The organism is Comamonas sp. CMM03 (assembly GCF_019218715.1).
Classification (GTDB): domain Bacteria; phylum Pseudomonadota; class Gammaproteobacteria; order Burkholderiales; family Burkholderiaceae_C; genus Comamonas; species Comamonas terrigena.
Map to the genome: position 1 here is coordinate 193,249 of NZ_JAHUXB010000005.1, position 26,706 is coordinate 219,954.

Consider the following 26,706-nt stretch of genomic DNA (forward strand, 5'->3'; position numbering starts at 1 on the left):
GTACCCCTATGAAGTATCTGCGCAGCGCGGGCCTGGGCCTGCTGGGACTGGCGGGCCTGTTGCCCGGCGCCGCCATGGCGGCGGAAATCGATGGCGCTGCGCTGTCCGTGCTCTGGGGCGTGCCTTTTGCCGGCGTGCTGCTGTCGATTGCGCTGATGCCGTTGCTGGCGCCTACGGTGTGGCACCACCATTTCGGCAAGATCACCGCCGCCTGGGCGCTGGCCTTTTTGCTGCCGTTTGCGCTGGCGTTTGGAGTCGGTGCGGCCGGCGTGCATCTGGTGCATGCGCTGGTGGCGGAGTATGTGCCGTTCGTGATCCTGCTGACGGCGCTGTACACGGTGGCGGGCGGCATCTACATCCGCGGCAATCTGCGCGGCACGCCGCTGCTGAACACCGGCATCCTGGCCATCGGTGCGGTGCTGGCCAGCTTCATGGGGACGACGGGCGCGTCCATGCTGCTGATCCGCCCGCTGATCCGCGCCAACGACAACCGCAAGCATGTGGCCCATGTGGTGGTGTTCTTCATCTTCATCGTCTCCAATGCGGGCGGCTCGCTCACCCCGCTGGGCGATCCGCCGCTGTTCCTGGGCTTTCTGAAGGGCGTGGATTTCAGCTGGACGCTGCGCCAGATCTTCCCCGAAACGCTGTTTCTGGTCGGTGTGTTGCTGGTGATCTTCTATCTGCTGGACAGCTGGTATGCCAGCCGCAATGGCGAGCGCAAGGCAGTTGACCCCACGCCGGACAACGCCACGCCCACCCAGCTGGGTTTTGATGGCAAGTTCAACTTCGTGCTGCTGGGTGTTGTCGTGTTTCTGGTGCTGATGAGCGGGCTGTGGAAGTCGGCCGTGGTGTTCGATGTGATGGGCACCGAGGTGGGCTTGCCCGGTCTGGTGCGCGATGTGGGCCTGATCGGGGTGGCGCTGCTGTCTCTGTGGATAACGCCGGCCGTGGTGCACGAGCGCAACCAGTTCGGCTGGGGGCCGATGCAGGAAGTGGCCAAGCTGTTTGCCGGCATCTTTCTGACCATCATCCCGGTGATCGCCATGCTCAAGGCTGGGGTGGACGGCCCGTTCGGCGCCATTGTGCGCGCCGTCACCAACCCGGACGGCACGCCCAACCCGGCCATGTACTTCTGGGCCACGGGCGCGCTGTCGTCCTTTCTGGACAATGCGCCCACCTACCTGGTGTTCTTCAATACCGCCGGCGGCGACGCGCAGGTGCTGATGACCAGCATGGCGGCCACGCTGTCGGCCATCTCGGCCGGTGCCGTGTTCATGGGGGCCAACACCTACATCGGCAATGCGCCCAACATGATGGTCAAGGCCATCGCCGAAGACCGGGGCGTGCGCATGCCCAGCTTCTTCGGCTACATGGCCTGGTCGTTCGGCATTCTGGTGCCGTTGTTTGTGGTGATGACCTTCATCTGGTACCGCTGATGGCGGCGCGCGGGGCGGTGGATGGGGCGCGGACCTGATCCGGCCATGGCCTCTTTTCCACTACCATCGTTTCTATGATCCAGCCGGAGAGCTTTTCATGAGCAGCGCACGTGACGACGCCACCTTGGCCACCGCCATTGCGGCGCTGCACAACAACGTCCACTATCTGGGCGCCATTGCCCAGATGGCAGGCCAGCGGCAGGTGGTGGTGACGCAGACCGTGGTGTCGGACAGCGGAGCGCCCTTGCTGGAAAAGGGCACGGTGCTCGGGGGGGATCTGCTGGCGCTGCTGGCCGGACACCGCTTGCCGGCACCGCTGGATGCGCAGCTGGAAGTGAGCGAGCCGGTCGACATCGGCCTGCTGCATGTGGAGATGACGCGCCTGCTGTCCGAGCACCCGCTGGGCCGTCTGCTGGCGGCCGACCTGGGGGCCGAAGGGGCCATACTGGGCCGCGCGCTGCGGCTGATGCCCTGGCCGCACGCCGCGCGCTTCAAGATGACGGTGGTGCAGGTCCAGCTGCCCCTGCTGTTCGAGCACAGTGTGCTGATGGCCATGGTGTCGGTGTTCCTGGCCATCCGTGCGGGCTGGGACGAGGCCCAGTGCGCCAGGCTGGCGGCTGCGGCCCTGCTGCACGATGTGGGCATGCTCTATATGTCCACCGCCTGGGCCGACGCCGGGTACCGGCTTTCCGAGCGCGAGCGTGTCCAGCTGGCCGCGCACTCCATCACCGGCTCCATGGTCGTGCAGAGCATGGGCGCCTACCCCTTCAGCGTGGAAGACGCGGTGCTGGAACACCATGAATGCATGGATGGCAGCGGCTACCCGCGCCACCTGATGGGCGAGGCGATCTCGCCCATGGGGCGCATCCTGGTGGTGGCCGAAGTGGTGTCGGCTTTCTTTGGCAAATACAAGGCCATGGCCGGCGAGCGCCTGTCACTGGCATTGCGCCTGAATTCCCGGCGCTATCCGGCGGAGCAGGTGGCGCCGGTGCTGGCGCTGCTGCAGCGGGATGCCGCCGCCGCCGCGCCGCTGGCCGTGGAGGTGGTGCTGCGGGATTGCCTGGCCGTGGCCACGGTGTTCCAGTACTGGGCCTCCTGCAAGCGCGTGCTGCCCGAGCAGTGGCAGGCGCAGTCCGGCAGCCGGGCGCTGATGTGGGTGGATGCCCGCATGCGCGCCATCGAACTGTCCCTGACCGAATCCGGTGCCCACCCGCGTTCGCAGGACGACTGGCGCGCCATCTTTGCGCAGATGCCCGAGAGCGTGGCCGAGCTGGGCCTGATCCACCGTGAAGTGCTGTGGCAGATGGACAGCTGCATGGACACCTGCCAGCGCCGCTGGCCGCCCACGCAGCCCGCACAGTCCACCGCGGAGCGCGCCTTGTGGACCTGGATCCACAGCAGCCGCAAAGTCCTGGGCCAGGGCACTGGGGCCACGGAACCCGATGCGCCGCAGCCACAGTGACTGTGTGCTGCGGATGTGATTTTTCAACAGAGAACCGACCTGGAGACTCCCCTCGCCATGCCCCGACAAAGCATTCTGATCGCCCGTGCCATCTCGCCCGAAGTGGTGGATTTCTTGCGCCAGCACTTTGATGTGCACACCAACCAGGACGATGTGGTCTGGAGCCCCGAAGAGCTGGCCCAGCAGCTGCAGGGCAAGGATGGCGTGCTGACCACGGGCTCGCAGAGCATCAATGCGGCCCTGCTGGCCGCTTGCCCGCAGCTCAAGGTGGTGTCCAACATGGCCGTGGGCTACAACAACTTTGACGTGCCGGCCATGACCGCTGCCGGCGTGCAGGGCACCAATGCTCCGGATGTGCTGACCGAAACCACGGCGGACTTCGGCTTTGCATTGCTGATGGCAACGGCCCGCCGCGTGACCGAGAGCGAGCACTACCTGCGTGCCGGTCTGTGGAAGGAATGGCGCTACGACCTGTTTGCCGGCAGCGAGGTGCATGGCAGCACGCTGGGCATCATCGGTATGGGCCGCATCGGCCAGGGCATTGCCAAGCGTGGTGCACATGGCTTTGGCATGAAGGTGGTCTACCACAACCGTTCGCGCCTGACGCCGGAGCTGGAAGCCGAATGCAAGGCCAGCTACGTCAGCAAGGAAGAGCTGCTGAAGACCGCCGACCATGTGGTGCTGGTGCTGCCTTTCACCCCCGAGAACCGCCACACCATCGGTGCGGCCGAGCTGGCGCAGATGAAGTCCACGGCCACGCTGATCAATATTGCGCGTGGCGGTATCGTGGACGACGCGGCCCTGGCCCAGGCGCTGCGTGCCAAGACCATTGCGGCCGCCGGCCTGGATGTGTTTGAAGGCGAGCCTGCCGTGCACCCCGATCTGCTGACGGTGCCGAATGTGGTGCTGACCCCGCACATCGCCAGTGCCACCATGACCACCCGCCGTGCCATGGCGCAGCTGGCTGCGGACAACCTGGTGGCCGTGCTGGGCGGCCAGGCACCGCGTACGCCGGTGAACCAGCCGGACGCCGCGGCGCGTGCGCTGCGTTGGGCATGACATCCCACCGCTCTGAGCGGTTGCCCGGCTGAACGCTTTTCTCGCTCCGGCTGTGCCGGAGCAGGATGGCAGGCGCACGGTGGGGAACCCATGTGCAGCGTCCTGGTGTGACGGGCATGCGTTCCTGGCGGTGTGCCGCAGCAGGCCTCTTGAAAAAGTGGGCTTCGAGCCCCGCTTTGGAGCTGCTTTTGGCGCGGTGCCATGCCGAAATTGACGACAATCTTGCGCGGAAAGTTGGCAATTCTTTAGAGCAAGGAGCAGGCAGTGGTGCACGCGTGGATGGTCTGGCTGGTACTGGGGTTGCTCCTGGCCGTGTTGTTGTTGCAGCTGTGGCTGGCATTGCGCCCGCGCGCCGGCGGCGATGCGGCACTGGCCCCACAGCTGCTGGCGTTGCAGCAGGCGGCGCAGCAGACGCAGCTGGCACTGGCCAGGAACGACGGCGCCATGGAGCACATGGCCCAGCAGTTGCTGGGTTTGAGCCACCAGCTGAGCCAGCACCAGCAAGCGGCCAGCGACAGCCTGCGCAAGCTGGTGGACGGTCGCATGGCGCAGAGCCTGGCCGAGGCGCGTGCCAGCCGCCAGGAACTGCAGCAGCATTTCCAGCAACTGCAGGAAGCCATGGCCCAGCAGCTGCATCGGCTGCAACAAGGCACGCTGCACAATGCCGAGCAACTGCGGACCACGCTCAACGAGCGGCTGTCCGCCATCCAGACCGACAATGCCGACAAGCTGGAGGCCATGCGCCGCACGGTCGACGAAAAGCTGCACGAAACACTGGAGCAGCGCCTGGGCGAATCGTTCAAGCTGGTCAGCGACCGGCTGGAGCAGGTGCACAAGGGCCTGGGCGAGATGCAGTCGCTGGCCGGCAGCGTGGGCGATCTGAAGCGCGTGATGACCAATGTGAAAACGCGGGGCACCTGGGGCGAGGTGCAGCTGGGCGCCATCATCGACAACGTGCTCACCCCGGCGCAGTACGCCAGGAACGTCAAGACCGTGCCGGGCAGCGATGAGCTGGTGGAGTTCGCCATCCGCCTGCCGGGGCAGGGCGGGATGGACGATGTGCCGGTGTGGCTGCCCATCGACGCCAAATACCCGGTGGAGCATTACCAGCGTCTGCAGGATGCGCTGGATGCGGCCGAGCGCGGGGCAATCATGGCTGCGGGCAATGCGTTCGAAACCTCCATCCGCGCCGAGGCCAGGAAGATTGCCGCCAAATACCTGGCACCGCCCCACACCACGGACTTTGCCGTGATGTACCTGCCCACCGAAAGCCTGTTTGCCGAAGTGCTGCGGCGGCCGGGCCTGGTGGAGAGCCTGCAAAACGACAGCCGTGTGGTGGTGACCGGGCCGGCCAATCTGGCGGCCATGCTCAACAGCCTGCAGATGGGGTTCAAGACGCTGGCCATCGAGCAGCGCTCTTCCGAAGTCTGGGCCGTGCTGGGCCAGGTCAAGACCGAGTTCGCCAAGTTTGGCGAGGTGGTGGAGGCCACGCGCAAATCCATTGACGCTGCGGCGCGCCGCTTCGAACAGGTGGACGTGCGCACCCGGGCCATCCAGCGCCGCCTGCGCGGCGTGCAGGAACTGCCCAGTCCCGCATCCTCCGATTCCATCGATGCCGCCGACTTGTTGGGGTCCGCAGCTTCCATGGCCTCCGCACCAGGACTTGCTTCCACCAGCGCTGCCGCTGCGCCTGGGAAGGCTGCGCAGGGCCCCGAGGACGACGCTGAGTGAGTGCGGCGTTGCTGCGCCTGATCCTGGCGCAAATCTCCATCCATGCCTGCATGACGGGCATGCGCATGGCCACCCCCTTGCTGGCCTTGCGTGAAGGTTTTTCGGCGGCATCGGTCGGTTTTCTGCTGGCGCTGTTTGCGCTGACCCAGGTGTTTCTGTCGCTGCCAGCCGGCCGCTACGCGGACCGCCATGGCCTGCGCCGCCCGTTGGCGCTGAGCGTGGCCATTGCCGTGCTGGGGGCCGGCGCCGCTGCAGCGTTTCCGGTCTATCCGGTGCTGTGTCTGGCGGCACTGCTCACCGGAGGCGCTTCCGGCACCGCCATCATCGCCCTGCAGCGCCATGTGGGGCGCAGTGCGCACGACAAGGCACAGTTGCGCAAGGTGTTCAGCTGGCTGGCCATTGGCCCGGCCATCTCCAATTTCCTCGGTCCGTTCTGTGCCGGTCTGCTGATTGACTATGCCGGGGGGGAGGCCGCCAGCACCACCGGGTTTCGCGCCGCGTTCCTGCTGCTGGCGCTGCTGCCGCTGAGTGCCTGGTTTCTGTCGCGCAGCGTGCAGGAGCTGCCGCCGGTGGAAGCTCCTGCCGCTGCAGCCAGGCCGGCGACGGCCTGGGACCTGTTCCAGAACCAGGGCTTTCGCCGTCTGCTGCTGATGAACTGGGCGCTGTCGTCCTGCTGGGATGTGCACACCTTTGTGGTGCCCATCCTGGGGCATGAGCGCGGGCTGTCGGCCTCGGTGATCGGGACCATTCTGGGATCGTTCGCCATGGCCGCCGCGGCCATCCGCCTGCTGGTGCCGTTGCTGCCCGAACGCATCAGCGAATGGCAGGTGGTGTTCACGGCCATGGTGCTGGCATCGGTGCTGTTTCTGCTTTACCCGCTGATGCCCGGCGCCTGGAGCATGGGGGCATGCTCCATCTTGCTGGGGCTGGTGCTGGGATCGGTGCAGCCCATGGTGATGAGCATGATCCACCAGATCACCCCGCCGCACCGCCATGGCGAAGCACTGGGCCTGCGCATGATGGCCATCAACGGCTCCAGCGTGCTCATGCCCCTGATCTTCGGTTCGCTGGGCGCGGTGGTCGGGGTGTCGGCCCTGTTCTGGGCCGTGGGCGCGCTGGTGGGCAGCTGCGCACGCCTGCCGTGGTTGATCGGGCGGGATGATCTGCCCGGCCACCCCACGCAGCTGCCGCCACCGCGCTGAGTGGTCTGCTAGCTGCCCATCGGGGGCATGTAAAAAGCCCGTGGCGCTTTGCAGCGCACGGGCTTTTGCCGGGGATGGCGAGCTCAGTCCTGCAGGTTGTAGAACTTCTTGATGATGCTCCAGGCACTGGCAGGATCGTCCACGTAGTGGAACAGCTCCAGATCCTTGGCGGAGATCATGCCTTCTTCCACCAGCATGTCGAAGTTGTAGAGCTTCTTCCAGAAGGCCGAGTCGAACAGGATGATGGGCACGGGCTTGACCTTGGTGGTCTGCACCAGCGTCAGCACTTCGAACAGTTCGTCCATGGTGCCAAAGCCGCCCGGGAAGGCCAGCAGGGCCTTGGCGCGCATCATGAAGTGCATCTTGCGCAGCGCGAAGTAATGGAACTTGAAGCTCAGGCCCGGTGTGATGTAGCGGTTGCCCGACTGTTCGTGCGGCAGCAGGATGTTCAGGCCCACATTGGGTGCACCCGCTTCGTAGGCGCCGCGGTTGGCGGCCTCCATGATGCCGGGGCCACCCCCGGTGCAGATGTAGATGCGCTGGTCCTTGGGCTGGCGCAGGCTGTGCTCCGCCACCAGGCGCGCAAATTCACGGGCCTGGTCATAGCGGCGGGCATTGCGCACGCCTTGTTCGGCCGCCTTGATGCGCTGGGCATCGCCGCTGGATTTGGCCTCCAGCAGGCGCTGGGCCGCCACATCCGGGGCCACGAAGCGGGCGCTGCCATACACCACAACGGTGTGGTCAATCCCGAACTCGGCCTGGCCGATATCGGGCTTGAGCATTTCCAGCTGAAAGCGGATGCCCCGGGTTTCACGGCGGGCCATGAATTCCGGATCGGCAAATGCCAGGCGATAGGAGTCAGGCTGGGTCAGGTCAATTTGCTCTGCGGCCTGGGTGGATGCTTCCAGATCCACCAGCGATTCGGCGAGCGAGCGGTCGTGCAGGGAAAGCGTTGCGTCCATAGGGCTCCAGAAAACTCCGTGTATCGAGGAATCCATCTTCGCAGAAGCCAGGGCCCTGCGCAGGCTTCTGCGCGGATTTCTTTGACTGGACGGCATGGACATCTGCCGTGCACAAGCGCACAAAGCACAATGGCGTGCGGTGCCGTGCCGCAGTTCAGGCAGGGCGCAGACCGGAGAGGGTGGCGATGCCCGCCATGGTCAGCAGCAGCGACGCCAGCAGGTGCGATGCCGCCCAGGCCGTGGCCATGCCCCAGCGGCCTTGCTGCAGCAGCTCCACCACCTCGGCGGAGAAGCTGGAAAACGTGGTGAGGGCACCAAGAAAACCCGTGACCAGTGCCAGGCGCCAGACGGGATCCAGACCGGGGTGGCCCTGGAAAAAAGCCACGCACAGACCGATCAGATAGCCGCCCATGGCGTTGGCCGCCAAAGTGCCCCAGGGCAGAGATCCCGGGCTGCTGAGCCACTGGCCCAGCTTCCAGCGGGCCAGGGCGCCCAGGCAGGCGCCCGCACAAATTGCCAAAGCGTGTTGCATGGCCGCAGTGTATGCGTCTGCGCGGCTGCCGGGCTCAGCCCTTGCTGTCTTGGGCCGCTTCTTCTTCGGTCAGTGGTTCGTTGAGCACGATGCCGCTGACGCTGGGAGGCACATTGCGTCCCGCGCGGCGCGCGCGGAACAGTGCGGCACGCATCAGGAAAATGGTGGTGATGGGGACGGTGACGGCAATGAACACGGCAATCAGCAGCGGGTGCGCGGCAAAGCCATGGCCGGAAACCGAAAAGAAGATCACCAGGGCCCACATGATGAGCCAGCAGCCCAGGGTGGCAATGATGGAGGGGGCGTGCACCCGCTCGAAATAGGACTTCAGTCGCATCAGGCCCAGCGAGCCCAGCAGGGCAATCAAGGACCCGGCCAGCACCAGCACGGCAATGGCCACTTCGGCCCACAGCGGCAGCATGATTTCGTTCATTCGATCACCTCGCCGCGCAGCAGGAATTTGGCCATGGCGGTGGAGCTGACGCAGCCGAACAGGGCAATCAGCAGAGCCGCCTCGAAGTACATGCTGGAGCTGTAGGTGATGCCCAGCACTAGCATCAGCAGCATGCCGTTGATGTACATGCAGTCCAGCGCCAGGACCCGGTCCTGGGCCGTGGGGCCCTTGAGCAGGCGCACCAGGCAGCAGGCCATGGCGGCCGTCAGCAGGAACAGGGCCAGGGTCAGGGTGTAGGTGAACCACAGGCTCATTCGAAAATCTCCATCAGAGGGCGCTCGTAGCTACGCTTGATGTGGGCCACGATGGCATCGGCATCGCCAACTTCCAACACGTGCAGCAGCAGCATGGAACGGTCGCGCGACAGCTCGGCCCAGGCCGTGCCGGGGGTGATGCAGACGATCATGGCCAGCACCGCCAGCGCGTTGGGGTCGCGCACTTCCAGCGGGATGTACACAAAAGCCGATGGATGCCTGCGCAGGCTTGGGAACAGCAGAAAGCGCAGCACGGCCAGGTTGGAAGCGGTGGTGTCCTTGACCACGGTGGCCGCCAGAGTGATGGCCGTCCATGGGTGTCGAATGCGCACCGGCAGCGGACGCAGGCCGCGCAGCAGGATGGGAATCAGCAGTCCCAAAATGGCGCCCAGCACCATGTGGCCTGCGCTCAGGGAATGGTTCAGCAGCAGCCACGCGCCAAACAGGAAGATGGACAGCAACGGGGCAGGCAGGATGTGCTTCATGGTGCTGCTTTCTCCGTGGTAGGCAAGGGCGCAGCCAGCGGTTCGAGGACTGCGGCAGGTGCTGCCGTCTGGGCCGGTACCGCCGTGTCGGGTTTGGGCTCCTTTGGTGGATTGGGCACCGGATCCTGCTGCATCACGGCCAGGATGTAGGTCGATGGCGTATGCAATGCGTTGGCCGCGTTCTGTGTGAACTCCATCACCGCATGGGCATGCATGGTCAAGGCCACGCACAGCGCCATCAGGCCTGCAATCGGCGCACCTTCCAGCACGCGCAGCTCGGGCTTGGTACGGTCGTGCGTGGCCCAGAAATGGCGGATGCCGGCGCGTGTCAGTGCAATCAGCGCAAACAGACCGGTGGTGATCAGCAGGGCGACCAGTACCCAGCCCAGGTTGCCAGCCTGATAGCCTGCGGACTGGCCCAGACCCACCGGATTGACCAAGTTGGTGAGCATGGCAAATTTGCCGATGAAGCCCGACAGCGGCGGCAGCCCGGTGACCACCAGGGTGCACATGATGAAGACAATGCCCAGGAACGCGGCAGCAGCAGGGATCACGCGGCCGATCAGGACTTCTTCGTGTTCGTCCAGGTTCAGCGACTTGGTGGGTACCAGCTCGGGGTTGAGGAAGGGGGCGTCTTCATCGCCGAAATCATTGGCGCTGGAGCCATCGTTGCGCCAGCGGTCCATGATGTCGGCCAGCATGAACAGAATTGCCACGGCCAGCGTGGAGCTGGGCAGGTAGTACAGCAGGCCGGCGGTCAGCATGTTCTGACCAAAACCGGTGGCCGCCAGCAGCGTGCCGGAGGACAGAATGGCCGCATAGCCTGCCAGATAGGTCAGGCGCTGTGCGCCCAGCATGCCGAAGGCGCCATAGGCCATGGTCACCATGCCCATCACGGTGAGCCACTGGCCACCGAACAGGGCCGAGTCGCCGGCTTCGCTGGAGAACAGCAGGGTCCACAGCCGCAGGATGGTGTAGACGCCCACCTTGGTCATCAGCGCGAACAGGGCGCCAACGGGGGCGCTGGCCGCGCTGTAGGCCGGCACCAGCCAGAAGTTCAGCGGCCAGATGGCCGCCTTGATCAGAAAGGCGATGGCCAGGATGGCGGCGGCCGTGTGCAGCAGGCCCCGGTCGGCGGGGCTGACATGGGGAATGGCCTGGGCCAGATCCGCCATATTGAGCGTGCCGGTGATGCCATACAGCATGGACACGCCGACCAGAAACAGCGAGGACGCGGCCAGGTTGATGGCGATGTAATGCAGACCGGACTGCACGCGCAGGCGCCCGGAACCATGCAGCAGCAGCCCATAGGAGGCGGCCAGCATGATTTCGAAGAACACGAACAGATTGAACAGGTCGGCCGTCAGAAAGGCGCCCGACAGGCCCATCAGCTGGAACTGAAACAGCGGGTGGAAGTGCACCCCTGCCTTGTGCCAGCGGGCAATGGAGAACATGCCGGCGGCCAGGGCCACGCAGTAGGTCAGCACCAGCATCATGGCCGACAGCCGGTCCAGTGCGAGCACGATGCCGAACGGCGCTTTCCAGTTGGCAGCCAGGTACACGCCCATGGCGCTGGGTCCGGCTTGTTCGTCGCTCCACTGCAGCAGCGCCACCGCAATGCACAGGCCTATGGTAGTGGACGCAATGTTCAACACCACCTTGAGGCGCAGGTGCTCTTCCCGCAACAGCAGCATCACGGCGGCCGTGAACATGGGCAGCAGGATGGGCGCCAGAATCAGGTGCGGCATCAGAGAAGTAGTCAGCCAGTCCAGCATCACGGCATCTCCTGCTCGTCACGCGAATGGCTGCCATCCACATGGTCGGTGCCGGACATGCCGCGCGAGGCCAGCAGCACCACCAGGAACAGCGCCGTCATGGCAAAGCCGATCACGATGGCGGTCAGCACCAGGGCCTGGGGCATGGGGTCGGCGTAGTTGGCCAGGGTCTCGGCCAGACCGGCCTGCATCACCGGCTCCTTGTCGATGGCCAGGCCCTCGCGGCTCATGCTGAAGATGAACAGATTGACGGCATACGACAGCAGGGACAGGCCGATGATGACCTGGAAGGTCCGGGGCCGCAGCAGCAGCCACACGCCAGATCCGGTGAGCACGCCAATGGTGATGGCAAGCACGATTTCCATCAGCGGACCCCTTCCTGCAAAGCGGCGATCGTGGCCTCGGTTTCTGCCTGTTCTTTTTCTTCCATCAAGCGTGCGTGGTAACGGTGGCCGCGCACCGATTGGTGGGCAATGGCCGTGAGGATGAGCAAGACGGAGCCTACGACCAGGGCAAAGACACCGACGTCAAAGAAGGTGGCGCTGGCCAGGTGCATCTCGCCCACCAGAGGGAGGGTGAAGTGGAAGGTGTGGCTGGTCAGGAAGGGGTAGCCGGCATACACCGCACCCAGGCCGGTGCCCAGGGCACACAGCAGGCCCACGGCAATCCAGCGGCGCGGGAACAGCGGCATGTGCGCTTCCACCCACTGCGTGCCCGAGATGATGTATTGCAGCAGCAGGGCCACCGAGAACACCAGGCCGGCCACAAAGCCGCCGCCGGGCTCGTTGTGGCCGCGCACAAAGATATATACCGCCACCAGCGTGGCGAAAGGCAGCAGCAGGCGCACCAGCACAGCGGGCACCATCAGATAGCCCACGGCGGTATCGCTGGCATTGCGCGGGTTCAGCAGATCGGTCTGCAGGTCCCCCGGCAGGAAGCGCTGTTGCTCCGGCAGGTCCATGGTTTCGCGCGCCGGGCGGAAGCGCCGCAGCAGCGCATACACGGTCAGCGCCACCACGCCCAGCACCACGATTTCGCCAAAGGTGTCGAAGCCGCGGAAGTCCACCAGCATCACGTTGACCACATTGCTGCCGCCGCCTTCCGGAACGGCCCGCTCCAGGAAGAAGGTGGAGGTGCTCTGCGAGAACGGGCGGCTCATCATGGCAAACGCCAGCCAAGCCATGCCGCCGCCAGCGGCCAGGGCCAGCAGCAGATCGCGCAGGCGCCGGCTGCGTGCCAGCAATTCGGTGGACAGGGCGGGGATGCGCAGGTTCTTGTCGCGCTTGGGCAGCCAGCGCAGGCCCAGCAGGATCAGGATGGTGGTCACCACCTCCACCACCAGCTGGGTCAGTGCCAGATCGGGGGCGGAGAACCACAGGAAGGTCAGCACCACACACAGGCCCGCGCCGCCGAGCATGATCAGCGATGCCATCCGGTGGTACTTGGCCTTCCAGGCCGCGCCCAGTGCGCACAGACAGCCGATCACCCACAACACCAGGAAGGCGGGCGACAGCGGCAGGGGCGGGCGATTGCCCAGGTCCAGGCCGCGGATCCACAGCGGCATGAAGCCGCTCAGCAAGGCAATGGAGACCAGCCAAAGCATCTGCCACTGCAGGCGGTGGGTGGTCAGTGCGCGGCGCAGATGCTTGGCCAGCAGGCTGATGCGGGCCAGCACGTTGTCGAAGATGCGCTTGCCGTTGATGTGCTGCAGCACGGGAACGGCGTCGTCGATGCTGCCGTTGTTGCGCAACAGTCGCAGTGCCGTGTACAGCGCAATGCCGCCCACCAGCGCCACGAAGCTCATGATGAGCGGCGTATTCACGCCATGCCACACGGCCAGGCTGAATTCGGGCAGGGTGCCGCCCACCACGGGAGTCGCGGCTGCATTCAGGAACGGGCCCACCGACCAGGCTGGCAGCACGCCCACCACCAGACAAGCCAGGACCAGCAGCTCCACCGGCACGCGCATCCAGTGCGGTGGCTCGTGGGGCTTGTGGGGCAGGTCGGTGGCCTTGGGGCCGAAGAAGACATCGACGGTGAAGCGCAGCGAATAGGCCACGCTGAAGATGCCGGCCAAGGTGGCGACCACGGGCAGCACGATCCGCACCCAGTGGGCGGCGTCAACGAACACGGTTTCTGCAAAGAACATTTCCTTGGACAGAAAACCGTTGAGCAGCGGCACCCCGGCCATGGCCGCACTGGCCACGCAGGCCAGTGTGGCGGTGATGGGCATCATCTTGCGCAGGCCGGACAGGCGACGGATGTCGCGCGTGCCGCTTTCATGGTCCACAATGCCGGCCGCCATGAACAGCGAGGCCTTGAAGGTGGCGTGGTTCATGATGTGGAAGACGGCGGCCACGGCGGCCAGCGGGCTGTTCATGCCCAGCAGCAGGGTGATCAGGCCCAGGTGCGAAATGGTGGAGTAGGCCAGCAGTCCCTTGAGGTCGTGCTGGAACATGGCCAGATAGCCGCCCAGCAGCAAGGTGGCAGCACCCGCGCCGCCAACAATCCAGAACCATTCGTCCGTGCCGCTGAGCACCGGCCACAGCCGCGCCAGCAAGAACACGCCGGCTTTCACCATGGTGGCCGAGTGCAGATAGGCCGACACCGGGGTGGGGGCCGCCATGGCATGGGGCAGCCAGAAGTGGAACGGGAACTGCGCGCTCTTGGTGAAGGCGCCCAGCAGGATCAGCAGCAGCGTCGGCACATAGAGCGCATGGTCGCGCACCTGCTGGGCCGCCGCCAGGATGTTGTCCAGGTCGTAGCTGCCGACGATGTGCCCCAGCAGGATCATGCCCGCCAGCATGCACAGGCCGCCGGTGCCCGTGACGGTGAGTGCCATCCGCGCACCGCGGCGGGCATCCTGGCGGTGGTGCCAGTAGCCGATCAGCAGGAAGGAGAACAGGCTGGTCAGCTCCCAGAAAAACACCAGCTGGATCACATTGCCCGACAGCACGACGCCGGTCATGGCGCCCATGAAGGCCAGGAAGAACGAGAAGAAGCGCGGCACCGGATCGGCGGGCGACATGTAGTAGCGCGCGTACAGCACTACCAGGGCGCCGATGCCCAGCACCAGCATGCAGAACATCCAGGCAAAGCCGTCCATGCGCACCACGATGTTCAGTCCCAGCGCAGGCAGCCACGGAATCTCCTGGCGCAGCACGCCGCCGTGGGCTATTTCGGGAAAGAACAAAGCGGCCTGTACCAGACAGACCAGGGCGATCAGACCAGCCAGCGTGGATTCGGTGTTGCGTGCGTTGGCAGGCAGCACCGCGGCCATCAGGCTGCCGATGAAGGGCAGGAGGATGAGTGCGATCAGGGGCATGGGCTTTTTTATTCTACGGGCAAGCGTGGAGGAGGCCGCTATGAAAACCTGAGCGTGTTGAGGCCATTGGTCATGCATTAGGCATGAAAAACCCGCCAAAGGCGGGTGCAGGGCAGGGGCGTGGTGTATCAGGCCGCCGGCTTGGGGGTCTTGGCCGCTGGTGCCGGGGGCGTGTTGGCGGGCTTGGCGGTGGTGGCTGGCGTGGCCGTCTTGGCTTTGTAGCTCTGGCCGTTGATGGTCAGGCCTTCGCCGGACATCTTGGCGGCATTGCCCGGGCCTATGCCCTGGACGCGCCCGATGAAGTCTTCCCAGTTCTTGAATGGGGCAGTTTTGCGCTGCTCCACAATGCGGGCGGCAGTGGCGGGGCCTATGCCCTTGATCTGGTCCAGCTCGGCCGGGGTGGCCTTGTTGGCGTCGACGGTAGCAGCGTGTGCCAGGCCGAATACGCACAGGGCGGCGGCGGCGATCCATTGCTTGAGCATGCGGTCTCTCCACAAAAGAAAAGGGACGACGGCAAGAGCGCCGCCTTGCACATGCTGCAGGGGGAATGGCCCCCGTGGGGGCGGGTTAACCCCAAAGCCCTGTGCCGGTGGGCGGCGCAGGGCGATGAGCCGATCAGCGGCGGTCTGTGTCTGTTGCGCCCGGTCGGCGCGCATAGCGGCCGGCAATCACCGCCGACACCATCAACTGCATGGGGTGGAACAGCATCAGCGGCAGCACGATGCTGCCGACCATGCTGGCCGGGAACAGCACCTTGGCCATGGGAACGCCGCTGACCAGGCTTTTTTGTGCGCCACAGAACAGGATGGCGATTTCGTCTTCGGTGCTGAAGCCCAGGCGGCGGCTGGCGAACACGCACAGGGTCATGGAGCAGGCCAGCAGCAGTGCGCACAGCACAAACAGGCCTGCCATGGCGGGCAGCGGCATTTGCGACCACAGGCCGGCCACCACGGCGCCGCTGAAAGCCGAATACACCACCAGCAGGATGGAGCCCTGGTCCACCACCTTGATGGATGTGCCCATCCACTGGACGATGGGGGCCACCCAGGGGCGCATCAGGTGGCCGACGACGAACGGCACCAACAGCTGCAGCGCAATCGTGCCGATGGCGGCCAGCGGATCGGACGACGAGGCGCTGACATGCAGCAGCATACCCACCAGCAGCGGGGTGAACAGAATGCCCAGCAAGGTGGAGCCCGATGCACTGCAGATGGCCGCAGGCATGTTGCCGCGTGCCAGTGCCGTCAGTGCAATGGCGGACTGCACGGTGGCGGGCACGGTGCACAGGAACAGAATGCCCAGGTACAGGTCGGGTGTGACCAGGGGCTCCAGCAGCGGGCGCAGCGACCAGCCCAGAATGGGGAAGGCCACAAAGGTGATGGCCGTGATCACCAGGTGCAGGCGCCAGTGGCCGATGCCGGCCAGAATGGCCGGGCGTGACAGCTTGGCGCCATGCAGAAAGAACAGCAGCACGATCACCACGGTGGTGGCAGTGTTCAGCCACTGTGCGGGAACGCCCGAGGCGGGGAACAAGCTGGCGAGGGCCACCGTGGCCATCAGCATCAGGGTGAAGTTGTCAGGAAGAAAGCGCGGGCGGGACATGGACAGGCGGTAGAGACAGAGGGCGGACTGCGGATTGTCGGGGAATAATCCGCAGGTCGCAGTCTGCAGCCGGTTGTGGGCGGCCATGGCCCGCCGTGGCATGACCGCATTGCGGCATAGGGTGTAGAGTTGTCCCGCGGCGCACTTGGGAGTGCAGCGTGGAGGCGGCCAACGCCAGCGCACCAAAAAAATGGATACAGCCCTAAACTTTGCTGCAAAGTTGTCGATGAGGACACATCACAGCTGAAAAAAGGAATGCCATGTTGGTCATCAATCCAGGTCAAGCCGAAGGCCAGCAGGCCCCCTATACCCGTGGTCACACCTTCCAGATGCCGGTGTTCAAGCCGGGTGTGCGTGTCATGCACGCAGGCCGCTCCGAGACCGTGAGCCATGTGGTGCTGCGCCGTCGCGAAATGATGGTGCATCTGGTGGGGCGCGACGAACCGGTCAAGCCCGAGCGCCTCACGCTGACGCCCACGATGTTCACCACCGAGCGCCGTCCCGAAGTGCTGAGCTGGTTTCTGTAAGCCCGTCTCTGGCGCCAGTGGCGCACCAAACACAACAGGCTGCCTATGGCAGCCTGTTGTGTTTGGCGAAGGGCCTGAGAAGGGCAGGCGCGCGCCTGCAAGGCTTTAGTCGGCCATGGGTTCGCCCAGGCGCACCGCCGTGGCAGCATCCCAGCCTGCGTTGAAGGCATTCAAGGTGCCTGCCGGCATCAGCATGACCACGGTGGAGCCCAGCAGAAAGCGCCCCATCTCCTCGCCTTGTTGCAGTGTGATCTGCTGGTCCTCGTAGCGCCAGTCGCGGATGTCGCGGGTGCGCGGCGGGTTGACCACGCCGTGCCAGACGGTGGACATGCTGCCCACGATGGTGGCACCCACCAACACCAGGGCAAACGGGCCTTGCGCGCCTTCAAAGATGCACACCACCCGCTCGTTGCGGGCAAACAGGCCGGGCACACCACGTGCCGTGGTGGGGTTGACCGAGAACAGATCGCCCGGCACATAGATCATGCGCAGCAGCCGTCCGGTCTGCGGCATGTGGATGCGGTGGTAGTCGCGCGGGCTCAGGTAGATGGTGGCGAAATGCCCGTTGTCGAACTGGCTCGCCAGCGCCGCATCGCCGCCCAGCAGTGCCTGGCTGGAATAGTGGTGGCCCTTGGCCTGGAAGATCTGGTCGCCGGCAATGGGGCCGATCTGGCTGACTGCGCCGTCCACCGGGCAGATCCAGCGACTGTCGCTCAGCGGGCGCGCACCTTCGCGCAGCGGGCGCGTGAAGAATTCATTGAAGGTGGCGTAGGCCGCGGGGTCCGGGTTGGCCGCTTCCTGCATATTGACCTGGTAGCGCTGAATGAACCAGCAGATCACCGATGTGGTGAGCGAGCCCGCCTGCTTGCCGGCCAGGTGGCCCATGAGCATGGTGAGGGCCTGTTTGGGGATCAGGTATTGCGGGAGTACGGCAAGGCGGTCGGACACAGGCAGAGGGCTCCGGAAGAGGGCAGTTGGCAACAAGTGGCGTAAGTGTGGGCGCGATTCTATCGGTGCTGTGCGCAGGGCTAACCCGTGGTTGCTATGATTTTGAGCATGTTTCCAGTGAAAAAAACTGCGGAGAGCGGAGCATCCCATGTCTGAAACCGACCAGCGGCCGCGTGCTGCGGCCCCCGGCTCCGGGCCGAGCCCGGCGGCGCCAGTGGTCCCGGAGTCCGCGCAGATGCCCACGCCGCTGGGCTCCCAGCATGCCCAGCTGACGCGTTGGGCGCTGTGGCTGCGCAATTTCTGGCCCGGCCCGGTGCGCATTGATCTGCAGGAGCTGCTGCGCATGGCCTTCGGCGTGGCACTGGGGCTGCTGGTGACAGGCATGTTGTCGCGCTGGTGGACGGATGTGCCGACCAGCACCTGGATGGTGTCGTCGCTGGGGGCCAGTGCGGTGCTGCTCTTCGGTATGCCGGCCAGCCCGCTGGCGCAGCCCTGGCCGGTGCTGGGGGGGACCGTGGTGTCCGCCCTGGTGGGCGCGCTCTGCCAGCGCCTGGTGCCGGATCTGGCGGTGGCGGCCGCCCTGTCGGTGGGGTTGAGCATTTTGCTGATGGTGCCGCTGCGCTGCATGCACCCGCCAGGGGCCGGTTTTGCCGCCTTCGTGGTGCTGGAGCATGCCGATGGCGTGGCGCTGGTGGCCTTCCCCATTCTGTTCAATGTGGCGGTGCTGGTGCTGTGCGCCGTGGTCTACAACACCTTGACCGGCAAGCGTTATCCGCATCCGCAGCACAGCTACAAGGGCGCCGGGTCGGCGCGCTTTGTCTCGGCCGACCTGGATGCCGCACTGTCCCATTACAACCAGGTGCTGGACATCAGCCGGGCCGATCTGGAAGGCTTGCTGCACATGGCGGGCAAAGCGGCTTTTCAGCGCACCCTGGGCGATCTGCGCTGTGCAGACATCATGTCCCGGCCGGTGTTTGCGGTGGAGCCACAGGTGGCACTGAAAGAGGCCTGGGCGCTGATGCGGCAGGAGCAGGTCAAGGCGCTGCCCGTGGTGGATGCGCAACACCAGGTGCTGGGCATTGTGTCGGTGACCGACTTCATGCGGCTGGCCCAGCTCGATGTGCGCGACGGCCTGGGTCAGCGGCTCAAGCACCTGGTGTCCTGGCGCAGCAACAGCCAGGGAACGGTGGGCGACATCATGTCCCAGGATGTACAGGTGGCCGGTGACGACGGTCTGGTGACGACGCTGATCCCCTTGTTTTCGGAAGCCGGTCACCACCACCATATTCCCATCGTGGATGCGCAGCGCCGGCTGGTGGGCATCGTCACCCAGACCGATCTGGTCCGCACTCTCAGCAAAACCATCGGCTCGGGTGACTGAGCGGCGCCGACACGCAGCAGCGGTCGTGCCATATTTTTGCCATCGTGCGGGCGTTTCCTGGCGTGGACGCGAAAAAAGGCAGCGGTCAAAAAAAGACAGTGCCTGTTGCAGCAGGTACAATTGAAGGATTTTCCTCGAGCAGTGCCAAGCCTTGCCCGGGAAGCGTGTGGAAGGCCGAATGCACGGCCTGGAGCGCCTTTCCGTCTGATCTGCGCCGTGGCTGGCGCAGTGCACCCGCTGTCTGTCTGAAGGAAAGGGCCGTCGCTTGTGGCCCGGCAGGTGGTTGTGGCCCACCTTGCGCTGGCACCGCTGACACAGATTGAACTGAAAGAATTGAAATGGCTAAAGAAGAACTGATTGAAATGCAAGGCTCGGTCACCGAAGTGCTGCCCGACTCGCGTTTCCGCGTGACCCTGGAAAACGGTCACCAGCTGATTGCCTACACTGGCGGCAAGATGCGCAAGCACCACATCCGCATTCTGGCCGGCGACAAGGTGTCGCTGGAAATGTCGCCCTACGATCTGACCAAGGGTCGCATCACTTTCCGTCACCTGGCAGGTCGCGGTCCAGGCCCCAACTCTTCGCGCTAAAGCGTTGGCGCCGCACAAAATGTGCATTTCGCGCCAACCAAGCCAAAAACCGTGTTGTGAGCACGTATAATCACATCTTTGTCGGAGCGTAGCGCAGCCTGGTAGCGCATCTGCTTTGGGAGCAGAGGGTCGCGAGTTCGAATCCCGCCGCTCCGACCATTGATTCAAGGGGTTAGCTCAATTGAGCTAACCCCTTTTGTCTTTTCTGGCCTGCGCTACAGGGTGCGTGCCTGCAGTCCCCTCCTGTCCCTTTGTTCCAGCTCCGGTGCCATCTTTGTGTGGCCTGGCGGCTTTTGGGGTGCGGTTTTCGCTGCTTCCTGGCTTCGGTCGGAGATGGCTTTGTTACGATCCATTCCAGCAATAGGAGAGGGTATGTTCATAGCCATTGTCTGGGTGGCGCTGGCGTTCGCGTGCGGATGGCTGGCAGCAAAGCGGGGGCGATCGGGAGTGGGCTGGTGCGTGGCCGCCTTGCTGGCGAGTCCTTTCATTGCAGGCATGCTGGTGCTGCTGCTCCCTGTGCAGGCCAGTGTCGAAATGCGCCGCCAGCAAAAGCGCTGCAAACAGTGTGACCCCAGGGGGCGGCGCAGCGCTGGAGAGTGCACGCAGTGCCTGGCGTCGGCGCCTTTCAATCTCTGAAGCCCGGCAGGCCTTCCAGGGCCTTGCGCACGCAGTACATCACCCGAAGCCCGCTCGCGGTTTTTTTGCGCCGGGACCTGCCCAGGGTGGTGCACAGCGGCTGTCGGCTGGGGACCGGTGTCTGACAGAATTTCACAAAGCGTGCGATCTGCCGCACATCTCTACCAAAATGATGCGGATTCGCTTCTATAGAAATTTCTGAATCGATAGCATTTCTCTGAAATACGGAAGGCTATCGTGATCGAGCAGTTGTGGGATGAGGTCTTTGAAGCGGCGCTGAAGCTTCACAAGCGCCTGGATGTGGAACAGTTGGATGGCATCCCTGCAGAATTTTTGCAGCAACTGAACGCGGCACAAAGCCAATGCTGTGCGTTTGCCGAAGAGCTGATGCAGCAGGCGCCCGGCCGCTTGGTCGCGATGGCTGCCGATCCGGAGGTGAACCACCGCGGGCTCCAGCTTGCGCATGCCTATGCCAGCCTGGTGCTGGAGGCTGCCCGGTTGCGTCGCACCCTGCCGCAAGCAGGGCGCGACTGAAACAGTGCATCCATCGGGCCGATGGGCGGCGTAAATCGGGTATACTTCTCGCTGTCCGGAGCGTAGCGCAGCCTGGTAGCGCATCTGCTTTGGGAGCAGAGGGTCGCGAGTTCGAATCCCGCCGCTCCGACCAAGATCAACCCCATCGAGTGAAAGCTCGGTGGGGTTTTTTCATGCTCATTTAATCCTGGTCAGTCCGCAAACCGGCAGAAAGCTGACAGTGGTGTCAGTTTGTACTGGCGATTTGTACTGCTATGGTCATAATTGGATTCATATATAAATTCAATGTGACCGCGGTGTTAGCTTGTCGCGCACCGCAGCAGACCCCTCACTGATACCCATGCCCATTCCACATGCGCGATACGCCCGCCAATGGGCTGGCCTGTTGGACGCCGTCACCCCTGCCGTGCGCGAGGCCGTGCGCACCGTGGCGCAGGCCCATGCCGAGGAGCTGGCGCGGCGTTTTTACCAGGACATGTCGCAGGAAGAAGGGGCTGTGCTCTTTCTGTCGAACATACCTTTGCGCCAGCGGCTGGAACAGTCGCTGCAGCGCTGGATGCGCAGCGTGTTTGACGGCTCCAGCCTGCTGCTGGAGCAGAAGGTGGCGCAGCAGGTGCATGTGGGCGAGGTGCATGCCCGCATTGACGTGCCGGTGCACCTGGTGCTGCAGGGGGCGCGCGGGCTGAAGGTGCATCTGCACCGGTTGCTGTTGCAGGCAGACGGCGCAGCCCAGCATGCGGCCGTGCTGGTGGATCTGTGTATGGAGATCATGAGCCAGGCCTATGCCCGTTCGATGGAGCGCACGGCCCGAACCAAGGATGCCTACCGCCTGCACGCGATCACCCACAACCTGGGCACCGAGCGCGAACGCCAGCGTGCGGCGCTGCTGGAATGGGAGAACCAGTTGCTGTGCGAGCTGGCCATGGAGCGCTCCGGTGCACAGCTGCCGCGCATGGCCGTGTCCGACTTTGGCCTGTGGTTTCACCACAAGGGCGAGTTCGTGTTCCGCGGGGCGCAGGAGACGCGCCGCATCGAATCGGCGATGCAGGACGTGGATGCGGTCTGGCTGCCCGCGTTGGAAGCGCTGGAGCCGGGGGCTCCGCGCATGCAGCAGCTGCGTCAGCTGCGGGACGAGGTGCGCCGCATCAACTACCACCTGGCCGCACTGTTCGAGCAGCACCAGGAGCTGGATGCCGGGCGCGATGTGCTCACCCGGCTGCTGAACCGCAAGTTTCTGCCTGTGGTGCTGGGCAAGGAAATGGGGCATGCCCAGCAGCACAGCGAATCCTTTGCCGTGCTGGTGGTGGATGTGGACCATTTCAAGCAGATCAACGACCAGCATGGCCACGATGGCGGTGACCGTGTGCTGCAGCAGGTAGCGGATGTGCTGCAGTCTGCCTGCCGTGGTGGCGACTATGTGTTCCGCCTCGGCGGTGAGGAATTTCTGCTGCTGCTGGTGGATGTGGGCCAGGCCCAGGCGGTGGCGCTGGCCGAGCGCTTGCGCCAGCGCATGCAGCATGAGCCCATGCGCCTGCCGCAGGATCGCAGCACCCAGGTGACGGTGAGCATTGGCGTGGCCCTGTATAACGGCCACCCGGACTACCAGCGCATGCTCCAGCGTGCCGATGCGGCGCTGTACCAGGCCAAGGAGAAGGGGCGCAACCGGGTGGAGTTGGCGTAGCAGGCTGCCGCCCCAGCCTGGGCTTGGCGCTGCGGGTGATCAGGCGATTATGGGAAAGGCGGGTGACCTGCTGCCAGTGCTTGGTGCGCACCAGACGGGGTGGTCCGGTCAGTGCTGCGCAGGCCAGGCGCACTCTGGCGCTAGGAGGTTGTGCTCAGTCTGCGCTGTGCACGCCCAGCAGGGCATGCAGATGGCTGCTGCTGGTGGTGTATTGCAGCAGCGGGGCCTGGCCGCTGAGCTGCTCGGCCACGGCAAAGGCGGCCAGCGTGGCTTCGTGGAAGCCGCACAGAATCAGCTTGCGTTTGCCGGGATAGGTGTTGATATCGCCCACGGCATAGATGCCGGGCTCGGCCGTGGCAAAACGGGCCGTGTCCACGGGCAGCTGCTTGCGTTCCAGCTCCAGCCCCCATTCGGCGATCGGGCCCAGCTTGGGTGAAATGCCCAGGTAGGCCAGCAGCAGATCGGCGTGCAATGCCTGGGTGCTGCCGTCGGGCAGCGCCACTTCCAGCGCTTGCAGGCGGCCATCGGCGGCCTGCTGTAGTGCTGCGGGCTGGCCTGCCACCACCTGGATACGGCCCTGGGCGCGCAGGTCGGCCAGTTGGGCCAGCAAGGCATCGGGGCCGGTGAACACATCGCGGCGGTGCAGCAGCGTGGTGCTGGCGGCGTCCTGTGCGGTGGCGCAGGCCACGGCAGCGGCCACGGCAGTTTCGTCGCCACCCAGTACCACCACGTGGCGGCTGCGGGCATGGCCCAGCTGGTGCGGGTGGTAGAAGAGCTGGCTGCCCACCAGGGCATCCGCCCCCTCTACCTTGAGTGCACGCGGCACAAAAGCGCCCACACCAGCGGCCAGGATCAGGCTGCGGGTGGCAAAGCAGGTGCCGGTGTGGGTGGTCAGCAGCAGGCGGTCATCGGCCAGACGCTGCAGCTGTTCCACCTGCTGGCCCAGGTGGTAGACCGGGGAGAAAGGTGCGGCCTGCTGCTGCAGGCGCTCCGACAGCTCCCGGCCGGTGCAGGCGCGGATGCCGGGAATGTCGTAAATCGGTTTGTCGGGATAGAGCTCGGCGCATTGGCCGCCGGCATGGGGCAGGGCGTCCACCACATGGGCCCGCAGGCCCAACAGCCCCAGCTCGAATACCTGGAACAGCCCCACCGGGCCGGCACCTACGACCACTACGTCGGTGGTGATCGGTGCGGCAGTGTCGGCGGGCTGCGCCGCAGCGGCTTGCAGGGGCATGGCGGCGTGGCGCTCAGCGGATCAGGTCGTTGATCTTGCCGGGCGTGCCGTTGAAGCTGTCGGCGTCAGGCAGCGAAGCCTTGCGCTTGGTGATGCTCTTCCAGCCCTTGGCCAGCGACAGCTCGGCATTCAGCTTGATGAAGGCCAGTTGGTCGGCAGGCACATCTTCTTCGGCAAAGATGGCGTTGGCCGGGCATTCGGGAATGCACACGGCGCAGTCGATGCACTCATCGGGATCGATGACCAGGAAGTTCGGGCCTTCGCGGAAGCAATCCACAGGGCACACATCCACGCAATCGGTGTATTTGCACTTGATGCAGTTTTCGGTGACGACGTGAGTCATGGTTGTTCTTATGGGGTTCGGTGAAACCCCAGGATTTTAGGTGTTTTCCCAAGTCCCTCCAGCAGGCGGGGCGGAACAAGGGTTAAAGAGACCCGCCAGACCGGTGCCTGGCAGGGTCCGGGCTGTTGCTCAACGCACCAGTGCCGCGCCGGCGGTGGCATTGCTGGCAGTGTCCACCAGAATCAGCGAACCCAGCTGGCGTGCACGGGTGAAGGGGGCTGCAGGAATGGCTTCCTGCAGTTGCAGTTCGACCTGACCGATGGCGTTGGCTTCCAGCTGCTGGGCCTCTTCCTGGTCCAGGGTGTTGATGTTCAGTCGGTAGGCCACGCGGCGCGCCTTGGCCTTGACCCAGCGGTGGCCATGCAGCGCCCAGTACACGCGGCCGGGCACCAGTGGCTCGTTGTCCATCCAGGCCACGGTGGCGGTGATGTCGCGGCTGGCCGGCCAGGGGCTGACGGCTGCGGGGGTGTCAAAGTCGTCCTCGGCAACGGTGGACTGCACGGGGGCGGCCACGATCCAGTCGCCGCGCGAGACATCGACCTCGCGGTCCAGCGTGATGCCGGCGGACAGGCCAGCTTCCACGCCCTTGGGTGCGCGGGCATGGTCGATCACCTGGGCGATGGTGGCCAACTGGCCGCTGGGCAGAATCTGCACCTGTGCCCCGACCTGGGCGCTGCCTGCAGCCACACGGCCCCAGAACACGCGGCGGCCCTGGGTGGTGACGGCGCTGTCGTGGAATTTTTCCACCCACTGCACCGGGAAAGCCAGCGGCAGCTGTACATCGGCTGGGGTGTTGGGCAGCTCTTCCAGCAGCTGCAGCAGGCTGGGGCCTTGGTAACCGGCCCAGCCAGCTTCGCGGTTCACCACGTTGAAGCCCTTGAGGGCCGAGACGGGAATGGTGGCGGCCACGGCAATGCCGGCGTCCTGGGCAAATTGCGCCAGTGCGCCGCGGATGTGGGCAAAGGCCAGTGCCGGGTCGGCCACGGCGTCAAGCTTGTTGACGGCAAACACCAGCGAATGCACGCGCAGCAGATGGGCCAGCAGGCTGTGGCGGCGGGTCTGGGGCAGCAACTGCAGGCTGGGGTTCTGCCAGTCGAGCTTGGTGGCGTCCACCAGCACCACGGCGGCATCGGCGCTGGAGGCTGCGGTGACCATGTTGCGGGTGTATTGCTCGTGGCCGGGGGCGTCGCCGATGATGAACTTGCGACTTTCGGTGGCGAAGTAGCGGTAGGCCACATCGATGGTAATGCCCTGTTCGCGCTCGGCAGACAGGCCGTCGGTCAGCAGTGCCAGGTCGGTTTCACCGCTCTTGGTCACGCCGGCCAGTTGGTCCTGCAGCACGGCGCGGGTGTCCACCAGCAGGCGGCCGATCAGCGTGGATTTGCCGTCGTCCACCGAGCCGCAGGTGATGAAGCGCAGCGCGGATACATGGTCATTCAGTGCTGCTGTGCCATCGGCACCGGCCTGGGCCGCTGTGGAGTTGATCGTTTCAGTCATCGCATTCTTTCAGTGTTCAAACACGTCCCGCCGCACTGGCGGTGTCGCCCTTCCGGCAGTACGCCCTGCCGGGGAAGGGGCAGGCGCGCAGCGCCTCAGGGCTGTGTCAGAAGTACCCATCCTTTTTGCGCTTTTCCATTGAAGCCTCGCTGGTCTTGTCGTCCATGCGGGTGGCACCGCGCTCGCTCACATCGGCGGCCAGGGTTTCGACCACGATGTCGGCGGCCGTGGCGGCCGTGCTCTCCACGGGGCAGGTGCAGGTGATGTCACCCACGGTGCGAAAGCGCACATCGCGCTGCACCACCTGCTCGCCGTCCTTGGGCGGCGTCAGCGGCGTGACGGGCACCAGCAGACCCTTGCGTTCCACCACATCGCGCTGGTGCGTGTAGTAGAGGCTGGGCAGAGCGATCTGTTCGCGGTCGATGTACTGCCACACATCCAGCTCGGTCCAGTTGCTGATGGGGAAGACGCGGAAATGCTCTCCCTGTGCAATGCGGGTGTTGAACAGCGTCCACAGCTCGGGGCGCTGGGCCTTGGGCTGCCATTGGCCAAAGCTGTCGCGGTGGCTGAAGATGCGTTCCTTGGCGCGGGCTTTTTCCTCGTCACGGCGGGCACCGCCAATCAGCGCGTCAAAGCGGAATTCCTCGATCGCTTCGAGCAGGGTGACCGACTGGTGCACGTTGCGCGATTCGCCGGGGTGGGCCAGGCGCACCGTGCCGCGGGCCATGGAGTCTTCCACACTGCGCACGATCAGCTCGGCGCCCAGTTCCTGGGCACGGAAATCGCGGAAATCGGTCACTTCCGGGAAGTTGTGGCCGGTGTCGATCATCAGCAGCGGATAGGGGATGCGGCCGGCACCAAAGGCTTTTTCCGCGCAGCGCAGCATGACCAGCGAATCCTTGCCGCCCGAAAACAGCAGGGCGGGGCGTTCAAAAGCGGCGGCCACTTCACGCAGGATGAAGATGGTTTCCTCTTCCAGCGCATCCAGGTGGCGGTTGCTGAGGTGGCTCAGCACGGAAGTATCCACACGGGCGTTCATAAATACACTTTCAAGCG

Annotated in this window: 25 protein-coding genes and 2 tRNA genes; 12 read left to right on the forward strand and 15 right to left on the reverse strand. The window is 65.0% G+C overall.

The genetic code is table 11. The features are described from left to right. Nucleotides 1–8 precede the first annotated feature (8 nt). From KW830_RS17675 to KW830_RS17695, 5 genes are all read left to right on the forward strand, one after another. Nucleotides 9–1,436 (forward strand): sodium:proton antiporter, encoded by a 1,428-nt coding sequence (locus KW830_RS17675; protein ID WP_218333892.1) that lies wholly within the window; start codon nucleotides 9–11, stop codon nucleotides 1,434–1,436. A 97-nt stretch (nucleotides 1,437–1,533) separates the two neighbouring features. After that, nucleotides 1,534–2,898, forward strand: a complete 1,365-nt coding sequence (locus tag KW830_RS17680; protein WP_218333893.1) for an HD-GYP domain-containing protein — start codon at nucleotides 1,534–1,536, stop codon at nucleotides 2,896–2,898. Nucleotides 2,899–2,955: 57 nt separating this feature from the next. Next, the gene (locus KW830_RS17685) at nucleotides 2,956–3,957 is read left to right on the forward strand and encodes a D-glycerate dehydrogenase (RefSeq protein ID WP_218333894.1); all 1,002 of its coding nucleotides are present in this window, start codon (nucleotides 2,956–2,958) and stop codon (nucleotides 3,955–3,957) included. 279 nt (nucleotides 3,958–4,236) lie between these two features. Then, entirely contained in the window at nucleotides 4,237–5,688 is a 1,452-nt protein-coding gene (locus KW830_RS17690; protein WP_083520390.1) for a DNA recombination protein RmuC, read from the forward strand. Further along, the gene (locus KW830_RS17695) at nucleotides 5,685–6,890 is read left to right on the forward strand and encodes an MFS transporter (RefSeq protein ID WP_218333895.1); all 1,206 of its coding nucleotides are present in this window, start codon (nucleotides 5,685–5,687) and stop codon (nucleotides 6,888–6,890) included. Before KW830_RS17690 ends, KW830_RS17695 begins: the two co-directional genes overlap by 4 nt. Nucleotides 6,891–6,973: 83 nt before the next feature. On the opposite strand, the gene KW830_RS17700 is transcribed toward KW830_RS17695, so the two are convergent. The 10 genes from KW830_RS17700 to KW830_RS17745 form a co-directional block, all read right to left on the reverse strand. Beyond that, a complete protein-coding gene (locus KW830_RS17700; protein WP_066535428.1) occupies nucleotides 6,974–7,852 on the reverse strand; it encodes a TIGR00730 family Rossman fold protein in 879 nt (292 codons plus the stop codon). 154 nt (nucleotides 7,853–8,006) lie between these two features. Then, complete coding sequence (crcB, locus tag KW830_RS17705; protein WP_066535425.1) at nucleotides 8,007–8,384, reverse strand: fluoride efflux transporter CrcB; 378 nt, start codon at nucleotides 8,382–8,384, stop codon at nucleotides 8,007–8,009. A gap of 34 nt (nucleotides 8,385–8,418) precedes the next feature. Beyond that, nucleotides 8,419–8,817 carry a monovalent cation/H(+) antiporter subunit G gene (gene mnhG, locus KW830_RS17710; protein ID WP_066535420.1) on the reverse strand — a complete coding sequence of 133 codons (399 nt, stop codon included), beginning with the start codon at nucleotides 8,815–8,817 and terminating at the stop codon, nucleotides 8,419–8,421. Next, nucleotides 8,814–9,092 (reverse strand): K+/H+ antiporter subunit F, encoded by a 279-nt coding sequence (locus KW830_RS17715; RefSeq protein WP_066535418.1) that lies wholly within the window; start codon nucleotides 9,090–9,092, stop codon nucleotides 8,814–8,816. The genes mnhG and KW830_RS17715 overlap by 4 nt, the downstream gene beginning before the upstream one ends. Further along, nucleotides 9,089–9,577 (reverse strand): Na+/H+ antiporter subunit E, encoded by a 489-nt coding sequence (locus KW830_RS17720; protein ID WP_066535416.1) that lies wholly within the window; start codon nucleotides 9,575–9,577, stop codon nucleotides 9,089–9,091. The genes KW830_RS17715 and KW830_RS17720 overlap by 4 nt, the downstream gene beginning before the upstream one ends. Continuing rightward, entirely contained in the window at nucleotides 9,574–11,352 is a 1,779-nt protein-coding gene (locus KW830_RS17725; protein WP_066535411.1) for a monovalent cation/H+ antiporter subunit D, read from the reverse strand. Before KW830_RS17725 ends, KW830_RS17720 begins: the two co-directional genes overlap by 4 nt. Beyond that, entirely contained in the window at nucleotides 11,352–11,717 is a 366-nt protein-coding gene (locus KW830_RS17730; protein ID WP_066535409.1) for a Na+/H+ antiporter subunit C, read from the reverse strand. Before KW830_RS17730 ends, KW830_RS17725 begins: the two co-directional genes overlap by 1 nt. Beyond that, the gene (locus KW830_RS17735; RefSeq protein WP_218333896.1) at nucleotides 11,717–14,677 is read right to left on the reverse strand and encodes a monovalent cation/H+ antiporter subunit A; all 2,961 of its coding nucleotides are present in this window, start codon (nucleotides 14,675–14,677) and stop codon (nucleotides 11,717–11,719) included. Before KW830_RS17735 ends, KW830_RS17730 begins: the two co-directional genes overlap by 1 nt. A 128-nt stretch (nucleotides 14,678–14,805) precedes the next feature. Next, a complete protein-coding gene (locus tag KW830_RS17740; RefSeq protein WP_218333897.1) occupies nucleotides 14,806–15,159 on the reverse strand; it encodes a helix-hairpin-helix domain-containing protein in 354 nt (117 codons plus the stop codon). A 133-nt stretch (nucleotides 15,160–15,292) separates the two neighbouring features. Then, entirely contained in the window at nucleotides 15,293–16,279 is a 987-nt protein-coding gene (locus KW830_RS17745; protein WP_218333898.1) for a bile acid:sodium symporter family protein, read from the reverse strand. Between the two features lie 260 nt (nucleotides 16,280–16,539). On the opposite strand from KW830_RS17745, the gene KW830_RS17750 reads away from it, so the two are divergent. Further along, nucleotides 16,540–16,806: a hypothetical protein gene (locus KW830_RS17750; protein WP_066535401.1), complete on the forward strand. Its 267-nt coding sequence runs from the start codon at nucleotides 16,540–16,542 to the stop codon at nucleotides 16,804–16,806. A 105-nt stretch (nucleotides 16,807–16,911) separates the two neighbouring features. Here KW830_RS17750 and asd read toward each other — a convergent pair whose 3' ends face one another. Beyond that, nucleotides 16,912–17,754: an archaetidylserine decarboxylase gene (gene asd / locus KW830_RS17755; RefSeq protein WP_218333899.1), complete on the reverse strand. Its 843-nt coding sequence runs from the start codon at nucleotides 17,752–17,754 to the stop codon at nucleotides 16,912–16,914. Nucleotides 17,755–17,902: 148 nt separating this feature from the next. Here asd and KW830_RS17760 point away from each other — a divergent pair, with 148 nt between their 5' ends. The 6 genes from KW830_RS17760 (at nucleotide 17,903) to KW830_RS17785 (ending at nucleotide 22,576) form a co-directional block, all read left to right on the forward strand. Continuing rightward, on the forward strand, nucleotides 17,903–19,135 hold the full coding sequence (locus KW830_RS17760; RefSeq protein WP_370626154.1) for an HPP family protein: 1,233 nt from the start codon (nucleotides 17,903–17,905) through the stop codon (nucleotides 19,133–19,135). Nucleotides 19,136–19,473: 338 nt separating this feature from the next. Beyond that, nucleotides 19,474–19,725, forward strand: a complete 252-nt coding sequence (gene infA, locus KW830_RS17765; protein ID WP_066535392.1) for a translation initiation factor IF-1 — start codon at nucleotides 19,474–19,476, stop codon at nucleotides 19,723–19,725. 82 nt (nucleotides 19,726–19,807) lie between these two features. Beyond that, nucleotides 19,808–19,884, forward strand: a tRNA-Pro gene (locus KW830_RS17770). A 714-nt stretch (nucleotides 19,885–20,598) separates the two neighbouring features. After that, a complete protein-coding gene (locus KW830_RS17775) occupies nucleotides 20,599–20,895 on the forward strand; it encodes a hypothetical protein (RefSeq protein ID WP_218333900.1) in 297 nt (98 codons plus the stop codon). A 56-nt stretch (nucleotides 20,896–20,951) separates the two neighbouring features. Further along, nucleotides 20,952–21,028, forward strand: a tRNA-Pro gene (locus KW830_RS17780). Between the two features lie 207 nt (nucleotides 21,029–21,235). Beyond that, nucleotides 21,236–22,576, forward strand: a complete 1,341-nt coding sequence (locus KW830_RS17785) for a diguanylate cyclase (protein WP_218333901.1) — start codon at nucleotides 21,236–21,238, stop codon at nucleotides 22,574–22,576. Between the two features lie 154 nt (nucleotides 22,577–22,730). On the opposite strand, the gene KW830_RS17790 is transcribed toward KW830_RS17785, so the two are convergent. The 4 genes from KW830_RS17790 to cysD all read right to left on the reverse strand — a co-directional run bounded on the left by KW830_RS17790 (nucleotide 22,731) and on the right by cysD (nucleotide 26,689). Next, nucleotides 22,731–23,810: an NAD(P)/FAD-dependent oxidoreductase gene (locus tag KW830_RS17790; RefSeq protein ID WP_218333902.1), complete on the reverse strand. Its 1,080-nt coding sequence runs from the start codon at nucleotides 23,808–23,810 to the stop codon at nucleotides 22,731–22,733. Between the two features lie 13 nt (nucleotides 23,811–23,823). After that, nucleotides 23,824–24,153: a ferredoxin FdxA gene (gene fdxA, locus KW830_RS17795; RefSeq protein WP_066535367.1), complete on the reverse strand. Its 330-nt coding sequence runs from the start codon at nucleotides 24,151–24,153 to the stop codon at nucleotides 23,824–23,826. Nucleotides 24,154–24,282: 129 nt separating this feature from the next. Then, nucleotides 24,283–25,650, reverse strand: a complete 1,368-nt coding sequence (locus KW830_RS17800) for a sulfate adenylyltransferase subunit 1 (protein ID WP_218333903.1) — start codon at nucleotides 25,648–25,650, stop codon at nucleotides 24,283–24,285. Between the two features lie 106 nt (nucleotides 25,651–25,756). Beyond that, nucleotides 25,757–26,689 carry a sulfate adenylyltransferase subunit CysD gene (gene cysD, locus KW830_RS17805; RefSeq protein WP_066535362.1) on the reverse strand — a complete coding sequence of 311 codons (933 nt, stop codon included), beginning with the start codon at nucleotides 26,687–26,689 and terminating at the stop codon, nucleotides 25,757–25,759. Nucleotides 26,690–26,706 lie beyond the last annotated feature (17 nt).

Excerpts from the sequence above, each read along its gene's own strand:
- KW830_RS17725 (WP_066535411.1), bottom strand. The coding sequence starts at position 11,352 with ATGCTGGACTGGCTGACTACTTCTCTGATGCCGCACCTGATTCTGGCG.
- crcB (WP_066535425.1), bottom strand. The coding sequence starts at position 8,384 with ATGCAACACGCTTTGGCAATTTGTGCGGGCGCCTGCCTGGGCGCCCTG.
- KW830_RS17730 (WP_066535409.1), bottom strand. The coding sequence starts at position 11,717 with ATGGAAATCGTGCTTGCCATCACCATTGGCGTGCTCACCGGATCTGGC.
- KW830_RS17735 (WP_218333896.1), bottom strand. The coding sequence starts at position 14,677 with ATGCCCCTGATCGCACTCATCCTCCTGCCCTTCATCGGCAGCCTGATG.
- KW830_RS17675 (WP_218333892.1), top strand. The coding sequence starts at position 9 with ATGAAGTATCTGCGCAGCGCGGGCCTGGGCCTGCTGGGACTGGCGGGC.
- KW830_RS17750 (WP_066535401.1), top strand. The coding sequence starts at position 16,540 with ATGTTGGTCATCAATCCAGGTCAAGCCGAAGGCCAGCAGGCCCCCTAT.
- KW830_RS17680 (WP_218333893.1), top strand. The coding sequence starts at position 1,534 with ATGAGCAGCGCACGTGACGACGCCACCTTGGCCACCGCCATTGCGGCG.
- KW830_RS17790 (WP_218333902.1), bottom strand. The coding sequence starts at position 23,810 with ATGCCCCTGCAAGCCGCTGCGGCGCAGCCCGCCGACACTGCCGCACCG.
- infA (WP_066535392.1), top strand. The coding sequence starts at position 19,474 with ATGGCTAAAGAAGAACTGATTGAAATGCAAGGCTCGGTCACCGAAGTG.
- mnhG (WP_066535420.1), bottom strand. The coding sequence starts at position 8,817 with ATGAACGAAATCATGCTGCCGCTGTGGGCCGAAGTGGCCATTGCCGTG.
- KW830_RS17740 (WP_218333897.1), bottom strand. The coding sequence starts at position 15,159 with ATGCTCAAGCAATGGATCGCCGCCGCCGCCCTGTGCGTATTCGGCCTG.
- KW830_RS17690 (WP_083520390.1), top strand. The coding sequence starts at position 4,237 with ATGGTCTGGCTGGTACTGGGGTTGCTCCTGGCCGTGTTGTTGTTGCAG.
- KW830_RS17720 (WP_066535416.1), bottom strand. The coding sequence starts at position 9,577 with ATGAAGCACATCCTGCCTGCCCCGTTGCTGTCCATCTTCCTGTTTGGC.
- KW830_RS17760 (WP_370626154.1), top strand. The coding sequence starts at position 17,903 with ATGTCTGAAACCGACCAGCGGCCGCGTGCTGCGGCCCCCGGCTCCGGG.
- KW830_RS17700 (WP_066535428.1), bottom strand. The coding sequence starts at position 7,852 with ATGGACGCAACGCTTTCCCTGCACGACCGCTCGCTCGCCGAATCGCTG.
- fdxA (WP_066535367.1), bottom strand. The coding sequence starts at position 24,153 with ATGACTCACGTCGTCACCGAAAACTGCATCAAGTGCAAATACACCGAT.
- KW830_RS17785 (WP_218333901.1), top strand. The coding sequence starts at position 21,236 with ATGCCCATTCCACATGCGCGATACGCCCGCCAATGGGCTGGCCTGTTG.
- KW830_RS17715 (WP_066535418.1), bottom strand. The coding sequence starts at position 9,092 with ATGAGCCTGTGGTTCACCTACACCCTGACCCTGGCCCTGTTCCTGCTG.
- KW830_RS17800 (WP_218333903.1), bottom strand. The coding sequence starts at position 25,650 with ATGACTGAAACGATCAACTCCACAGCGGCCCAGGCCGGTGCCGATGGC.
- KW830_RS17745 (WP_218333898.1), bottom strand. The coding sequence starts at position 16,279 with ATGTCCCGCCCGCGCTTTCTTCCTGACAACTTCACCCTGATGCTGATG.
- KW830_RS17685 (WP_218333894.1), top strand. The coding sequence starts at position 2,956 with ATGCCCCGACAAAGCATTCTGATCGCCCGTGCCATCTCGCCCGAAGTG.
- cysD (WP_066535362.1), bottom strand. The coding sequence starts at position 26,689 with ATGAACGCCCGTGTGGATACTTCCGTGCTGAGCCACCTCAGCAACCGC.